This window comes from Noviherbaspirillum phoenicis, assembly GCF_047237965.1.
GTDB lineage: Bacteria > Pseudomonadota > Gammaproteobacteria > Burkholderiales > Burkholderiaceae_D > Noviherbaspirillum_A.
This window is the reverse complement of record NZ_JBDFLX010000001.1, coordinates 3,568,724-3,583,675: the sequence shown is the minus strand read 5'-3', so window position 1 is coordinate 3,583,675 and position 14,952 is coordinate 3,568,724. Positions and strand designations below refer to the sequence as shown.

The 14,952-nt window shown below is 61.0% G+C and carries 10 protein-coding genes and 4 tRNA genes; 1 reads left to right on the top strand and 13 read right to left on the bottom strand.

The window, feature by feature from the left end; translation table 11 throughout:
- Window positions 1-28: 28 nt before the first annotated feature.
- The 13 genes from rpoC to ABC383_RS15905 all read right to left on the bottom strand — a co-directional run bounded on the left by rpoC (window position 29) and on the right by ABC383_RS15905 (window position 14,121).
- Window positions 29-4,273 carry a DNA-directed RNA polymerase subunit beta' gene (rpoC, locus tag ABC383_RS15965; RefSeq protein ID WP_413015059.1) on the bottom strand — a complete coding sequence of 1,415 codons (4,245 nt, stop codon included), beginning with the start codon at window positions 4,271-4,273 and terminating at the stop codon, window positions 29-31.
- 109 nt (window positions 4,274-4,382) lie between these two features.
- On the bottom strand, window positions 4,383-8,489 hold the full coding sequence (rpoB, locus tag ABC383_RS15960; RefSeq protein ID WP_413015058.1) for a DNA-directed RNA polymerase subunit beta: 4,107 nt from the start codon (window positions 8,487-8,489) through the stop codon (window positions 4,383-4,385).
- Window positions 8,490-8,762: 273 nt separating this feature from the next.
- The gene (gene rplL, locus ABC383_RS15955; protein WP_194713598.1) at window positions 8,763-9,143 is read right to left on the bottom strand and encodes a 50S ribosomal protein L7/L12; all 381 of its coding nucleotides are present in this window, start codon (window positions 9,141-9,143) and stop codon (window positions 8,763-8,765) included.
- Between the two features lie 66 nt (window positions 9,144-9,209).
- Window positions 9,210-9,800, bottom strand: coding sequence for a 50S ribosomal protein L10 (rplJ, locus tag ABC383_RS15950; protein ID WP_413016390.1), 591 nt, complete (start codon window positions 9,798-9,800; stop codon window positions 9,210-9,212).
- Between the two features lie 263 nt (window positions 9,801-10,063).
- A complete protein-coding gene (gene rplA / locus ABC383_RS15945) occupies window positions 10,064-10,759 on the bottom strand; it encodes a 50S ribosomal protein L1 (RefSeq protein WP_194713597.1) in 696 nt (231 codons plus the stop codon).
- Complete coding sequence (gene rplK / locus ABC383_RS15940) at window positions 10,759-11,190, bottom strand: 50S ribosomal protein L11 (protein ID WP_194713596.1); 432 nt, start codon at window positions 11,188-11,190, stop codon at window positions 10,759-10,761. Before rplK ends, rplA begins: the two co-directional genes overlap by 1 nt.
- Window positions 11,191-11,321: 131 nt before the next feature.
- The gene (gene nusG / locus ABC383_RS15935) at window positions 11,322-11,912 is read right to left on the bottom strand and encodes a transcription termination/antitermination protein NusG (RefSeq protein WP_194713595.1); all 591 of its coding nucleotides are present in this window, start codon (window positions 11,910-11,912) and stop codon (window positions 11,322-11,324) included.
- Window positions 11,912-12,295 carry a preprotein translocase subunit SecE gene (secE, locus tag ABC383_RS15930; RefSeq protein WP_194713594.1) on the bottom strand — a complete coding sequence of 128 codons (384 nt, stop codon included), beginning with the start codon at window positions 12,293-12,295 and terminating at the stop codon, window positions 11,912-11,914. The genes nusG and secE overlap by 1 nt, the downstream gene beginning before the upstream one ends.
- Window positions 12,296-12,330: 35 nt before the next feature.
- Window positions 12,331-12,406 (bottom strand) — tRNA-Trp (locus tag ABC383_RS15925).
- Window positions 12,407-12,478: 72 nt separating this feature from the next.
- Window positions 12,479-13,669, bottom strand: a complete 1,191-nt coding sequence (tuf, locus tag ABC383_RS15920) for an elongation factor Tu (RefSeq protein WP_194713605.1) — start codon at window positions 13,667-13,669, stop codon at window positions 12,479-12,481.
- A 111-nt stretch (window positions 13,670-13,780) separates the two neighbouring features.
- Window positions 13,781-13,855: transfer RNA gene (locus ABC383_RS15915), tRNA-Thr, on the bottom strand.
- 48 nt (window positions 13,856-13,903) lie between these two features.
- A tRNA-Gly gene (locus ABC383_RS15910) sits at window positions 13,904-13,977 on the bottom strand.
- A 58-nt stretch (window positions 13,978-14,035) separates the two neighbouring features.
- Window positions 14,036-14,121, bottom strand: a tRNA-Tyr gene (locus ABC383_RS15905).
- Between the two features lie 243 nt (window positions 14,122-14,364).
- On the opposite strand from ABC383_RS15905, the gene kefF reads away from it, so the two are divergent.
- Entirely contained in the window at window positions 14,365-14,934 is a 570-nt protein-coding gene (kefF, locus tag ABC383_RS15900; RefSeq protein WP_413015057.1) for a glutathione-regulated potassium-efflux system oxidoreductase KefF, read from the top strand.
- Window positions 14,935-14,952 lie beyond the last annotated feature (18 nt).

The window sequence follows — 14,952 nt, the reverse complement described above, 5'->3', positions numbered from 1 at the left end:
GGGGTTTTGTTTTGAGCGAAAAGCCTGATCAGCCCTGCTCGTCCGTGTTGCCGATGTTGTTGCCGGCAGCCGCCATTTCGGCTTCCGCCTCGGCGATGCGGGCCGCTTTCTCGGACTGCAGCAGCGCGGTGCGCTCTTCCGCTTCCCACGACTCCTTCTCCTTGCGGGCGCGGTGGAACGCCAGACCGGTACCAGCCGGGATCAGACGGCCGACGATCACGTTTTCCTTCAGGCCGCGCAGACCGTCGCGCTTGCCCATGATCGCGGCTTCCGTCAGCACGCGGGTGGTTTCCTGGAACGATGCGGCCGAGATGAAGGAGTCGGTCGACAGCGATGCCTTGGTAATACCCAGCAGCACGTTCTCGTAAGTCGCAGGGATCTTGTTCTCTGCGATCACGCGGTCGTTCTCGTCCAGCAGCTCGGAGCGCTCGACCTGCTCGCCCGTGATGTAGCTGGTGTCGCCGGCGTCCAGCACCTGCACGCGGCGCAGCATCTGACGAACAATGACTTCGATGTGCTTGTCATTGATCTTCACACCCTGCAGACGGTACACGTCCTGCACTTCGTCGACGATGTAGCGGGCCAGCGCTTCGATACCCAGGAGGCGCAGGATGTCCTGCGGATCGGCCGGGCCGTCAACGATCATCTCGCCCTTGTTCACCACCTGGCCGTCATGCACCAGCACCTGCTTGTCCTTGGTGATCAGGAACTCATGCTTGTTACCGTCCATGTCGGTAATCTCGAGACGCTGCTTGCCCTTGGTCTCCTTGCCGAATGCCACGGTACCGGTGACTTCCGCCAGCATGCCGGCGTCCTTCGGCGAACGTGCTTCGAACAGCTCGGCAACGCGCGGCAGACCGCCGGTGATGTCACGGGTCTTCTGCGACTCGGTCGGGATACGGGCCAGCACTTCACCCACCGACACCTGCTGACCGTCCTTCACGGTGATCAGCGCGCCAACCTGGAAGCCAATCGTCACGGCGTGTTCGGTGCCGGCGATCTTCACTTCCTGGCCCTGCTCGTTGAGCAGCTTGACCTGCGGACGCAGCGACTTGGTCGCCGAACCGCGACGCTTCGCATCGATGACCACCAGGGTCGACAGGCCGGTGACCTCGTCGATCTGGCGTGCCACCGTCACGCCCTCTTCGACGTTCTCGAACTTCACCGTACCGGTGTATTCGGTAATGATCGGGCGGGTCAGCGGGTCCCAGTTTGCCAGCGCGGTGCCGGCCTTGATCGTCATGCCATCCTTGACGATCAGGGTGGCGCCGTAAGGCACCTTGTGACGCTCGCGCTCGCGGCCAATGTCGTCGGTGATCAGCACTTCGCCGGAACGGGAAATGACGATCTGCTCGCCCTTGCCGTTGGTGACGTAGCGCATGGTCGCCGTGAACCGCACCGTGCCGTTGGACTTGGCTTCCACCGAGGAAGCCACCGCCGCACGCGACGCCGCGCCACCGATGTGGAAGGTACGCATGGTCAGCTGGGTGCCCGGCTCGCCGATCGACTGCGCAGCCACCACGCCGACGGCTTCGCCGGAATTGACCAGCACGCCGCGGCCCAGATCGCGGCCATAGCAATTCGCGCACAGGCCGTAACGGGTGTCGCAGGTCAGCGGCGTGCGGACCTTGACTTCGTCGATGCCCAGACGCTCGATCTCTTCGACCATGTCTTCGTCCAGCAGGGTGCCGGCGTGATACAGCGTAGCCTGGCTTTCCGGATTGACGACGTCGGTCGCGGCAACGCGGCCCAGGATACGGTCGCGCAGCGCTTCGATCACTTCACCGCCCTCGACCAGCGCCTTCATCGACGCGCCGTTGGAGGTGCCGCAATCGTCCTCGATCACCACCAGGTCCTGGGTCACGTCGACCAGACGACGGGTCAGGTAACCGGAGTTCGCGGTCTTCAACGCGGTATCGGCCAGACCCTTACGGGCGCCGTGGGTCGAGATGAAGTACTGCAGAACGTTCAGGCCTTCGCGGAAGTTCGCGGTAATCGGCGTCTCGATGATCGAGCCGTCAGGCTTGGCCATCAGGCCGCGCATGCCGGCCAGCTGGCGGATCTGGGCGGCCGAACCACGGGCGCCGGAGTCGGCCATCATGTAAATCGCGTTGAACGATTCCTGGACGCCCTGGGTGCCGTCGCGCTTGACGACGTCTTCCACCTTCAGCTGTTCCATCATGGCCTTGCCGACTTCGTCGCCGGCCTTGCCCCAGATGTCCACCACCTTGTTGTAGCGCTCGCCGGCCGTCACCAGACCGGAAGCATACTGCTGCTCGATCTGCTTGACTTCCTGCTCGGCGGTTGCGATCAGGGTGACCTTCTGCGGCGGCACCAGCATGTCGTCGACGCAGATCGAGATGCCGGCGCGGGTCGCGAGGCGGAAGCCCGACTGCATCAGCTGGTCGGCAAACACCACGGTGGCGCGCAGGCCGCACTTGCGGAACGAGATGTTGATCAGGCGCGAGATTTCCTTCTTCTTCAGCGCGCGGTTCAGCACCGAGAACGGCAGACCCTTCGGCAGGATCTCGGACAGGATGGCGCGGCCGACCGTGGTCTCGTAGCGAGTCACGGTGCGGTCGAAACCATTGCCCTCGGCATTGCGCGGATACTCGACGATACGCACCGTGACGCGGGTGGTCAGCTCGACTTCCTTGTTGTCATAGGCGCGGATCACTTCGGACACGTCCTGGAACAGCATGCCTTCGTTCTTGCCGTTGATCTTTTCGCGGGTCGCGTAGTACAGGCCCAGCACGATATCCTGGGACGGCACGATCGACGGTTCGCCGTTGGACGGGAACAGGATGTTGTTCGACGCCAGCATCAGCGAGCGCGCTTCCATCTGCGCCTCGATCGACAGCGGCACGTGCACAGCCATCTGGTCGCCGTCGAAGTCGGCGTTGAAGGCGGCGCAGACCAGCGGATGCAGCTGGATGGCCTTGCCTTCGATCAGCACCGGCTCGAATGCCTGGATGCCCAGGCGGTGCAGCGTCGGCGCACGGTTGAGCATCACCGGATGTTCACGGATCACGTCTTCCAGGATGTCCCAGACCACCGGCTCCTGCACTTCCACCAGCTTCTTCGCAGCCTTGATCGTCGTTGCCAGGCCCATCAGTTCGAGCTTGTTGAAGATGAAGGGCTTGAACAGTTCCAGCGCCATCAGCTTCGGCAGGCCGCACTGGTGCAGCTTCAGCTGCGGACCCACCACGATCACGGAACGGCCGGAGTAGTCGACGCGCTTGCCCAGCAGGTTCTGACGGAAACGACCGCCCTTGCCCTTGATCATCTCGGCCAGCGACTTCAGTGGACGCTTGTTGGCGCCGGTCATGGCCTTGCCGCGGCGGCCGTTGTCGAGCAGCGAGTCGACGGCTTCCTGCAGCATCCGCTTTTCATTGCGGGTAATGATTTCCGGCGCGCGCAGTTCCATCAGCCGCTTCAGGCGGTTGTTACGGTTGATCACGCGGCGATACAGGTCGTTCAGGTCGGAGGTCGCGAAGCGGCCGCCGTCCAGCGGGACCAGCGGACGCAGTTCCGGCGGCAGCACCGGCAGCACTTCCATGATCATCCACTCGGGCTTGATGCCGGAACGCTGGAACGCTTCCAGCACTTTCAGGCGCTTGGCGTACTTCTTGATCTTGGCTTCGGACTTGGAGTCCTTCAGTTCCTGGCGCAGCGTGTCGGCGTCGCGGTCGATATCGATCGAGCGCAGCAGTTCACGGATGCCCTCGGCGCCCATGAAAGCGGTGAAGTCGTCGCCGTACTCTTCGTACTTGGCGGCGTAATCGTCTTCCGACATGATCTGGCACTTTTTCAGCGGGGTCATGCCGGGATCGGTCACGACGTAGGCTTCGAAGTACAGCACGCGCTCGATGTCGCGCAGCGTCATGTCGAGCACCATGCCCAGACGCGACGGCAACGACTTCAGGAACCAGATATGCGCGGTCGGCGAAGCCAGTTCGATGTGGCCCATGCGCTCGCGGCGCACCTTGGCCAGCGTGACTTCCACGCCGCATTTTTCGCAGATGACGCCGCGATGCTTCAGGCGCTTGTACTTGCCGCACAGGCACTCGTAGTCCTTGATCGGGCCAAAGATCTTGGCGCAGAACAGGCCATCGCGCTCTGGCTTGAAGGTACGGTAGTTGATGGTTTCCGGCTTCTTGACTTCGCCGTAGGACCAGGAACGGATTTTGTCGGGCGACGCGAGACCAATCTTGATCGCGTCGAATTGTTCATTTTGCTGAACTTGCTTGAATAGATCGAGCAGTGCTTTCATCTATCACTCCAGGTAGGCGTGAAAAAACTTGTTTGTAAGACCGAGCGGCAACCGGCCATTATCCCCCGGAGTGGCATCCCTTGCAGGACGCCGCTCCGGGGCAGGCAGATCAGTCGCGCTCCAGGTCGATGTCGATACCCAGCGAGCGGATTTCCTTCACCAGCACGTTGAAGGATTCCGGCATGCCGGCATCGATCACGTGGTCGCCCTTGACCAGGTTCTCGTACACCTTGGTCCGGCCGTTCACGTCGTCCGACTTCACCGTCAGCATTTCCTGCAGCACGTAGGACGCGCCGTAGGCTTCCAGTGCCCACACTTCCATCTCGCCGAAACGCTGGCCGCCGAACTGCGCCTTGCCGCCCAGCGGCTGCTGGGTCACCAGCGAGTACGGGCCGGTGGAACGGGCATGCATCTTGTCGTCCACCAGATGGTGCAGCTTGAGCATGTGCATGTAGCCGACCGTCACGGTGCGCTCGAAGGCTTCACCGGTGCGGCCGTCGTACATCGTGACCTGGTTCTTCGACGGCGTCATGCCCAGCTTGGCGGCGATGTCGTCCGGATAGGCCAGATCCAGCATGCGATGGATTTCCTTCTCGTGCGCGCCGTCGAACACCGGCGTGGCGAACGGAACGCCCTTCTTCAGGTTTTCCGCCAGCGTCAGGATTTCCACGTCGGACATGCTCTCGATGTCTTCCGGCTTGCCCGATTCGTTGTAGATCGTGGTCAGGAAAGTGCGCAGCTCGGCTGCCTTGGCTTGCGCGGCCATCATTTCGCCGATGCGCAGGCCCAGGCCCTTGGCGGCCCAGCCCAGGTGGACTTCCAGCACCTGACCGACGTTCATCCGCGACGGCACGCCCAGCGGGTTCAGCACGATGTCGGCCGGGGTACCGTCCGCCATATAGGGCATGTCCTCGATCGGCACGATGCGGGAAACCACACCCTTGTTACCGTGGCGGCCTGCCATCTTGTCGCCAGGCTGCAGGCGGCGCTTCACTGCCAGGTAGACCTTGACCATCTTCTGCACGCCCGGCGGCAGTTCGTCGCCCTGGGTCAGCTTCTTGCGCTTCTCTTCAAACGCCAGGTCGAACTGGTGACGCTTCTCGGCGATGGATTCCTTGATGGCTTCCAGCGCTGCAGCGGCATCGTCGTCGGCCGGACGGATGTCGAACCAGTGGTACTTGTCCAGATCGTCCAGATAGGCCTTGTCGATCGCGGTGCCCTTGACGATCTTCTTCGGACCGCCGTTGACCACCTTGCCGATCAACATTTTTTCCAGACGCTGGAAGGCGTCGCCTTCCACAATGCGCAGCTGGTCGTTCAGGTCCAGGCGATAGCGCTTCAGTTCATCGTCGATGATCTGCTGGGCGCGCTTGTCGCGCTGGATGCCTTCGCGGGTAAAGACCTGCACGTCGATCACGGTGCCGACCATGCCGGATGGCACGCGCAGCGAGGTGTCCTTCACGTCGGATGCCTTCTCGCCGAAGATCGCGCGCAGCAGCTTCTCTTCCGGCGTCAGCTGGGTCTCGCCCTTCGGGGTGACCTTGCCGACCAGGGTATCGCCCGCCTCGACTTCGGCGCCGATGTAGACAATGCCCGACTCGTCCAGGCGCGCCAGCTGGTTTTCCGCCAGGTTGGAGATATCACGGGTGATTTCTTCCGCGCCCAGCTTGGTGTCACGCGCCACCACCGACAGTTCCTCGATGTGGATCGAGGTATAGCGGTCGTCGGCAACGACTTTTTCGGAGATCAGGATCGAATCTTCGAAGTTGTAGCCGTTCCACGGCATGAAGGCCACCAGCATGTTCTGGCCCAGGGCCAGCTCGCCCAGGTCGGTCGATGCGCCGTCGGCGATCACGTCGCCGCGGGCAACCCGGTCGCCCACCTGCACGATCGGACGCTGGTTGATGTTGGTGTTCTGGTTGGAACGGGTGTACTTGATCAGGTTGTAGATGTCGACGCCGACTTCGCCAGCCTGCGCTTCATCGTCGTTGACCCGGATCACCACACGGCCGGCGTCGATGTAATCGACCACGCCGCCACGCAGCGCCTGCACCGTGGTGCCGGAGTCGACCGCCACCGTGCGCTCGATGCCGGTGCCGACCAGCGCCTTTTCAGGACGCAGGCAGGGCACCGCCTGACGTTGCATGTTGGCGCCCATCAGCGCGCGGTTCGCGTCATCGTGCTCGAGGAACGGGATCAGCGATGCCGCGACCGACACGATCTGGCCAGGCGCCACGTCCATGTACTGCACGCGCTCCGGCGACACCAGGATGGTCTCGCCAGCTTCACGGGCCGACACCAGCTCGTCCGACAGCGTGCCTTCTTCGTTGATGGTCGCGTTCGCCTGGGCGATGATGTAGCGGCCTTCCTCGATCGCGGACAGGTAGTCGATCTGGTTGGTGATCTTGCTGCCCTCGACCTTGCGGTACGGGGTTTCCAGGAAGCCGTATTCATTCAGGCGGGCATACAGCGCCAGCGAGTTGATCAGGCCGATGTTCGGGCCTTCAGGCGTTTCGATCGGGCAGACGCGGCCGTAGTGGGTCGGATGCACGTCGCGCACCTCGAAGCCGGCGCGCTCGCGGGTCAGACCGCCCGGTCCGAGGGCGGAAACGCGGCGCTTGTGCGTAATTTCCGACAGCGGATTGGTCTGGTCCATGAACTGCGACAGCTGCGACGAACCGAAGAACTCGCGGATGGCTGCCGAGATCGGCTTGGAATTGATCAGGTCGTGCGGCATCAGGTTATCCGCTTCGGCCTGGCCGAGGCGTTCCTTGACGGCGCGCTCGACGCGCACCAGGCCGGCACGGAACTGGTTTTCCGCCAGTTCGCCGACGCAACGCACGCGACGGTTGCCCAGGTGATCGATATCGTCGACTTCGCCGCGGCCATTGCGCAGCTCGACTAAGATCTTGATCACGGCCAGCACGTCTTCGTTAGACAGCGTCATGGCGCCGGTAAGTTCATCGCGGCCGATGCGGCGGTTGAACTTCATGCGGCCCACGGCCGACAGGTCGTAGCGGTCTTCGTTGTAGAACAGGCCGTTGAACAGCGCCTCGACCGAATCTTCGGTCGGCGGCTCGCCGGGGCGCATCATGCGGTAGATCGCGATGCGGGCGGCAGTCTGGTCGGCGGTGTCGTCGGTGCGCAGGGTCTGCGAGATATAGGCGCCCTGGTCCAGATCGTTGGTGTACAGCGTCTGGATGTTGGCAACGTTGGCGTCGCGCAGGCGGCCCAGCAGTTCCTCGGTCAACTCGTCATTGGCGTTGGCCACGACTTCGCCGGTGTCGGCGTCGACGATGTTGGTCGCCAGCACGCGGCCCAGGAGATAGTCTTCCGGCACGGAAATGTGCTTGATGCCCGACGATTCGATCTCGCGCACGTGACGTGCGTTGATGCGCTTGTCCTTGGCGACGATGACCTTGCCTTCACGGTCGGTGATGTCGAAGCGCGCGACTTCGCCGCGCAGCCGCTCGGACACGAACTCGAGTTCGGCGCCATCGGAACGCAGGGTGAAGTTGTCGAAGACGAAGAAGTTGGCCAGGATCTGCTCGACCGTCATGCCGATGGCTTTCAGCAGGATCGTGACCGGCATCTTGCGGCGACGGTCGACGCGGAAGAACAGGATGTCCTTCGGATCGAATTCGAAGTCCAGCCAGGAGCCGCGGTAGGGAATGATCCGTGCCGAGAACAGCAGCTTGCCCGATGAGTGGGTCTTGCCGCGGTCATGCTCGAAGAACACGCCCGGGGAACGGTGCAGCTGGGACACGATCACGCGCTCGGTGCCGTTGATCACGAAGGAGCCGGTGGTGGTCATGAGGGGCAGTTCGCCCATGTAGACTTCTTGCTCCTTCATTTCCTTGACGACAGGCTTGGTCGGCGATTCCTTGTCCAGAATCACCAGGCGCACCTTGGCGCGCAGCGGCGACGCAAAGGTCAGGCCGCGCTGCTGACATTCCTTGACGTCAAACGGCGGATCGCCCAGCACATAGGAAAGAAACTCGAGACGCGCAAAGCCATTGTGCGAAACGATGGGGAAAATCGATGAAAAGGCAGACTGCAGGCCTTCGTTCTTGCGCAGCGACGGGGCCTTGTCCGCCTGCAGAAAGCCGGTATAGGATTCGAGCTGGGTTGCAAGCAGGAATGGTACGTGGTGAACGTTGGCGCGCTTCGCAAATGATTTGCGAATGCGTTTCTTCTCAGTAAATGAGTAGTGCATGAACACTCCGTGAGTGACAGGAAGGATAGAGAATTCAGGATTCGACACGGATGGCGCGATATGGCTGCGTTTCCCGGGATCTGCGAAACCTCAAGTCTCGGCCCTTCAAATCTGTGATTTAATAGACCGCCTTTGTGGGCGGGTGTTGCATGGTTCCAGTACGATCGTCTTCAAAGTCCGAAAACGACAAAGGAGCCAAAGCCGAGCCCTTCCTTTTTGGAAAGGGCTCTGCGCTTTGACTCATGCGCTGTATGTCGCGCTAGCAGGCCGCAATTACTTGATTTCTGCTTTTGCGCCAGCTTCTTCCAGCTTCTTCTTCGCTGCTTCAGCGTCAGCCTTCGATACACCTTCCTTCAGAGGCTTCGGTGCACCGTCAACCAGGTCCTTGGCTTCTTTCAGGCCCAGACCGGTGATTTCGCGGACTGCCTTAATGACGCCAACCTTGTTTGCGCCGAAGTCGGCCAGGATCACGGTGAACTCGGTCTGCTCTTCAGCAGCGGCTGCACCAGCGCCTGCACCAGCTGCCGGGCCAGCGACGGCCATTGCTGCTGCGGAAACGCCAAACTTCTCTTCGAATGCCTTCACCAGGTCATTCAGGTCCATCACGGACATCTGACCTACGGCTTCGAGGATGTCTTCTTTGCTAATTGCCATTTGAAACTCCTAAATTGATTCGATAGTTACATCAAGTCGTCATTGACGCGAACGAAACAGGCCTGATTAGCCTGCTTCCGCCGGTGCTGCAGCCTCTTCGGCTGCGGCGCCGCCGCCGTTCTTTTCCGCCAGGGCGGCGAGTGCACGGGCAAATCCGGATACCGGCGCCTGCATGATGCCCATCAGCTGGGACAGCAGAACTTCACGGGTCGGGATGTTAGCCAGCGCTGCTACGCCTGCCTTGTCCAGCGGCTTGCCTGCGTAGTTACCACCACGGATGACCAGCTTGTCATTGCCCTTGGCAAAGTCCGACAGGACCTTGGCAGCGGCGACAGCATCGTCCGAGATCGCATAGATCAGCGGACCGGTCATGTCGTCGGCGAGTCCGGAGAACGCGGTACCTTCTACTGCACGGCGAGCCAGCGTGTTTTTCAACACACGCAGGTACACGCCCTGGTCACGCGCCTTGGAACGCAGTTGCGTCATTTGACCGACTTGGATGCCACGGTATTCAGCCAGGGCGATGGTCTGTGCCGATGCGATCTTGGCAGAGATTTCTTCGACTACGGCCTGTTTTTCATTCCGATTGAGACCCACGGTCAAGCTCCAAAAATGATGCTTGGCGCCTACACAGCCAGTTGGCTGCTTGCCTTGCATCGGTTCGAACACGGCGTCCGAAGTCAGGAGTTCACTGCTGTTGCGGTACTGCATGCACAGCGGGCAGACTACAAAACTTGTTCGGGCTCGCCATCTGCGTTGGGTGCTTCGGGATCGCTCCCTTGGCTATTAACATGGTGCACAAGCTGCATGCACTTCCGCCCAACGGTCTTTGATTGCCCGGGCCTTCATCCGACAACGACTCCGGCCCGGCCCAAAGATGCGCCCCACGCGGTATTTCGCGCAGGGTCTTGATTCAGTACTCAAGCAGCCAGGGTGGTCTGGTCAACGCGTACGCCGGCGCCCATGGTGGACGACAGCGAAACCTTGCGCAGATAGATACCCTTGCTGGTGGCCGGCTTGGCCTTGTTCAATGCGTCGATCAGGGCAACCAGGTTGCTCTTCAGGTCGGCGTCGGCGAAATCCTTGCGGCCGATGGTCGCGTGGATGATGCCGGCCTTGTCGGTACGATACTGCACCTGACCTGCCTTGGCATTCTTCACGGCGGTTGCGACGTCCGGGGTCACGGTGCCAACCTTGGGGTTAGGCATCAGGCCGCGCGGTCCCAGGATCTGGCCCAGGGTACCGACGATACGCATGGTGTCCGGCGAAGCGATCACGATGTCGAACGGCATGTCGCCGGCCTTGATGCGTTCTGCCAGGTCTTCCATACCGACTACTTCGGCGCCGGCAGCCTTGGCTGCTTCAGCCTTGTCGCCGCTGGCGAACACGGCCACGCGCACGCTCTTGCCGGTGCCGGCAGGCAGCACGACGGAACCGCGGACAACCTGGTCCGATTTCTTTGCATCCACGCCCAGCTGAACCGAGACGTCGATCGATTCGTTGAACTTGGCGGTGGCGCATTCCTTGATCAGCGCGATGGCGTTGTCGAAGGGATAAACCTTGGTGCGGTCAACTTTTGCCTTGATTGCCTTGGCGCGCTTGGACAGATTAGCCATTACAGACCCTCCACCGTGATACCGATGGAACGTGCGGAGCCAGCGATCGTGCGCACGGCTGCATCCATGTCGGCAGCGGTCAGATCTGGCCGCTTGGTTGTTGCGATTTCTTCAGCTTGTGCGCGGGTGATGCTGCCGACTTTGTCGGTGTGCGGACGAGCCGAACCCTTGGTGATGCCGGCTGCCTTCTTGATCAGCACGGTTGCCGGCGGGGTCTTCATCACGAAGGTGAAGGACTTGTCGGCGAACGCGGTGATCACGACAGGGATGGGCAGACCTGGCTCGACACCCTGGGTCTGGGCGTTGAACGCCTTGCAGAATTCCATGATGTTCAGGCCGCGCTGACCCAGCGCCGGGCCGATCGGAGGGGACGGATTTGCTTTACCAGCTGGCACTTGCAGCTTGATATAGCCTATGATTTTCTTTGCCATGATGCTTCCAGTTTGAGTGAGTGTTAGCGCCGCTGCGAAGTACTAGCCCTCGCGGGGGCTCCTCGTTTGATGCATGCCGGTTTCGCAATGGATGCAGCGCCCGGCATGGGCGCTTTCGCTGCGGTTGCTGCTTAAACTTTTTCGACCTGGCCGAATTCGAGTTCGACCGGCGTTGCGCGCCCGAAGATCGTGACAGAAACGCGGACCTTGGACTTTTCGTAGTTGACTTCCTCGACGTTGCCGTTGAAGTCGGTAAACGGACCATCCTTGATGCGGACCAGCTCGCCCACTTCGTACAGCACCTTGGGACGTGGCTTCTCGATGCCTTCCTGCATCTGGTGCAGGATCTTGTCGACTTCGTGCGGCGGGATCGGCGTCGGCTTGTTGGACTTGCCGCCGATGAAGCCGGTCACCTTGCTGGTGTTCTTGACCAGGTGCCAGGTGTCGTCGGTCATTTCCATTTCGACCAGCACATAGCCAGGGAAGAAGCGGCGTTCGGTCACGGACTTGTGACCATTCTTGACTTCGATGACTTCCTCGGTCGGCACCAGGATTTGGCCGAACTTGTCTTCCATGCCGGCGCGAGCAATACGCTCGGTCAGCGCGCGCTGTACGCTCTTTTCCATTCCGGAATAAGCGTGCACCACGTACCAGCGCTTGTTGCCGGTCGGCGCGGTGACTGCGGCCTCGCTCGGCACGCCGTCTTGCAGATTGTCGCTCATTATCGTTTCCAGCCCAGGATCAAGTCGTACAACAGGAATTCCAGTATCTTGTCCGTACCCCAGAGAAAGATTGCCATCATCAGCACGAAGCCGAAGACGACTGCGGTGATCTGCATGGCTTCCTTGCGGGTAGGCCACACGACTTTCTTGGTTTCACGAACAGATTCTTTGGCGAATGCCAGAAAGCCTTGGCCGGACAGTGAAGTCCAGAGCAGGCCGATGGCAACCACGAGACCGGCAAGCAGTGCGCCGGTGCGCACCAAGGTGGACTGGCCTGCCAACAGATAGAAACCCACTACACCGGCAATAGCAGCGCAAATAGCCAGGCCGACCTTCATCTTGTCGCCTGACGTATTGACGGTCTGCACGGGTTGATTAGCCATACAATTTTACTTTCGGTGCCCTGCACCTGAAACGGTGGCAGGGGCGGAGGGCCTCGAACCCCCGACCTTCGGTTTTGGAGACCGACGCTCTGCCAATTGAGCTACGCCCCTACGTTAAAACGGTAAAACCCGGAACCGTCGAGACTGCCGCGCCGGGAACCGGCGCAGGCAGCAGACTTTTCCTTAGTCCATGATTTTTGCAACGACGCCGGCGCCGACGGTACGGCCACCTTCGCGGATTGCAAAACGCAGACCTTCTTCCATCGCGATCGGGTTGATCAGCATCACGGTGATCGACACGTTGTCGCCAGGCATGACCATTTCCTTATCCTTCGGCAGCTCGATCGAACCGGTCACGTCCGTGGTACGGAAGTAGAACTGCGGGCGATAGTTGTTGAAGAACGGGGTGTGACGGCCGCCCTCGTCTTTCGACAGAACATAGATCTCGCCGGTGAAGTGCTTGTGCGGCTTGATCGAACCCGGCTTGGCCAGAACCTGGCCGCGCTCGACGTCTTCACGCTTGGTGCCGCGCAGCAGAACGCCAACGTTGTCGCCAGCCTGACCCTGGTCCAGCAGCTTGCGGAACATTTCCACGCCCGTGCAGGTGGTCTTCTGGGTGTCGCGGATACCAACGATTTCGATCTCTTCGCCAACCTTGACGATGCCGCGCTCGACGCGACCGGTCACAACCGTGCCGCGGCCAGAGATCGAGAACACGTCTTCCACCGGCAGCAGGAACGCGCCGTCAACGGCACGGTCAGGCGTCGGGATGTAGCTGTCCAGCGCATCGGCCAGCGCCATGATCGACTGCTCGCCCAGCGGGCCCTTGTCGCCTTCCAGCGCCAGCTTGGCCGAACCCTTGATGATGGGCAGGTCGTCGCCAGGGAACTCGTACTTCGACAGCAGCTCGCGCACTTCCATTTCCACCAGTTCCAGCAGCTCTTCGTCGTCGACCATGTCGCACTTGTTCAGGTAGACGATGATGTACGGAACGCCAACCTGACGCGCCAGCAGGATGTGCTCGCGGGTCTGCGGCATCGGGCCGTCGGCTGCGGAACACACCAGGATCGCGCCGTCCATCTGGGCGGCGCCGGTGATCATGTTCTTCACATAGTCGGCGTGGCCCGGGCAGTCAACGTGCGCGTAGTGGCGGTTCTGGGTTTCGTATTCGACGTGAGCGGTGTTGATAGTGATGCCGCGTGCCTTCTCTTCCGGCGCTGCGTCGATCTCGTCGTATTTCTTTGCTTCGCCGCCGAACTTGGCCGACAGAACCGTTGCGATTGCCGCGGTCAGCGTGGTCTTGCCATGGTCGACGTGGCCGATGGTGCCCACATTCACGTGCGGTTTGGTCCGCTCAAATTTGCTTTTTGCCATCTTAGACTCCTAACGATTTGATGAGAATGTCCAGGCACTGGCCCGACTATCTTGCTGATGTGCGCATTGCCAAGGGCGCATCGCGCGATGCGATGCGCCCCGTACTGAATTTGGTGCCCTTTACGTGGATTGAACACGTGGCCTCTCCCTTACCAAGGGAGTGCTCTACCACTGAGCTAAAAGGGCAAAACCTTTGACTCCTGACGCCCTGAAGCAACGTCAACAGCCGAAAACTGGAGCGGGTGAAGGGAATCGAACCCTCGTCATAAGCTTGGAAGGCTTCAGCTCTACCATTGAGCTACACCCGCAAGGGTGACCAGACAGCCACTCACAACTAAATTACTATCACCTACCGCTACTCGCCTGTGGTGGAGGGGGCTGGATTCGAACCAGCGTACTCGTAAGAGGGCAGATTTACAGTCTGCTGCCATTAACCACTCGGCCACCCCTCCGCAGGGAACCCCGAACTATATTGGGAAACCCTCGGCCTGTCAACATCGAAGTGTTTTCTTGCTGCACTTCATGTCGAAGGAGCCGAATCATAGCACCAGCCGCACAGGAAATAAAAGTGCGTTTTGCCTTGCGGATGCAAAAAGTTTCGTCTGTTCGGTTCCTGGCGGCATACAAGACGGTATTGTGCTGAAAAAACCACGCCGGGCGTTGATAATGCGGCATCGCCCTTCTTGCAGATTGTCATGTCCCGAATCCTGATCGTATATGCCCATGCCGCGCCGAACGCCTCGCGCGTGAACCGGCGCATGATCGCCGCTGCCCGCGCCGTGCCGGACGTGACCGTCAGCGAGCTCTATGAGCTGTACCCGGACTTCGTGATCGATGTCGACCATGAGCAGAACCTGCTGGCGCAGGCGGAACTGATCGTGCTTCAGCATCCGATGCAGTGGTATGGCATGCCTTCGCTGCAGAAGGAATGGCTGGACCAGGTGCTGGAATATGGCTGGGCGCATGGCCGCAATGGCCGCGCGCTGGCGGGCAAGCATTTCCTGCTGGCGGTGACGACCGGCGGCAGCGCGCAGTCCTACAGTGAAGGCGGCGAACACGGCCACCCCTTTTCGGCGTTCCTGCCGCCCTACCGGCAAACTGCGGCGCTATGCGGCATGCGCTGGCTGCCGCCGCTGGTGCTGCATGGCGCCCGCCGGGCCGGCGAGGAGGCGGTGGCGGCGCATGTCGAGGCTTACCGCAGCCTGCTGGCCGGCTTTCCCGCTTCCCTAGCGCAACGCACTGACACCGGCGCCCCGCGCTATTAAGAAGGAAAAGAGGACAAG

Excerpts from the sequence above, each read along its gene's own strand:
- rplK (WP_194713596.1), bottom strand. The coding sequence starts at position 11,190 with ATGGCAAAGAAAATCATAGGCTATATCAAGCTGCAAGTGCCAGCTGGT.
- rplL (WP_194713598.1), bottom strand. The coding sequence starts at position 9,143 with ATGGCAATTAGCAAAGAAGACATCCTCGAAGCCGTAGGTCAGATGTCC.
- rplJ (WP_413016390.1), bottom strand. The coding sequence starts at position 9,800 with ATGCAAGGCAAGCAGCCAACTGGCTGTGTAGGCGCCAAGCATCATTTT.
- rplA (WP_194713597.1), bottom strand. The coding sequence starts at position 10,759 with ATGGCTAATCTGTCCAAGCGCGCCAAGGCAATCAAGGCAAAAGTTGAC.
- rpoC (WP_413015059.1), bottom strand. The coding sequence starts at position 4,273 with ATGAAAGCACTGCTCGATCTATTCAAGCAAGTTCAGCAAAATGAACAA.
- rpoB (WP_413015058.1), bottom strand. The coding sequence starts at position 8,489 with ATGCACTACTCATTTACTGAGAAGAAACGCATTCGCAAATCATTTGCG.
- nusG (WP_194713595.1), bottom strand. The coding sequence starts at position 11,912 with ATGAGCGACAATCTGCAAGACGGCGTGCCGAGCGAGGCCGCAGTCACC.
- secE (WP_194713594.1), bottom strand. The coding sequence starts at position 12,295 with ATGGCTAATCAACCCGTGCAGACCGTCAATACGTCAGGCGACAAGATG.
- tuf (WP_194713605.1), bottom strand. The coding sequence starts at position 13,669 with ATGGCAAAAAGCAAATTTGAGCGGACCAAACCGCACGTGAATGTGGGC.
- kefF (WP_413015057.1), top strand. The coding sequence starts at position 14,365 with ATGTCCCGAATCCTGATCGTATATGCCCATGCCGCGCCGAACGCCTCG.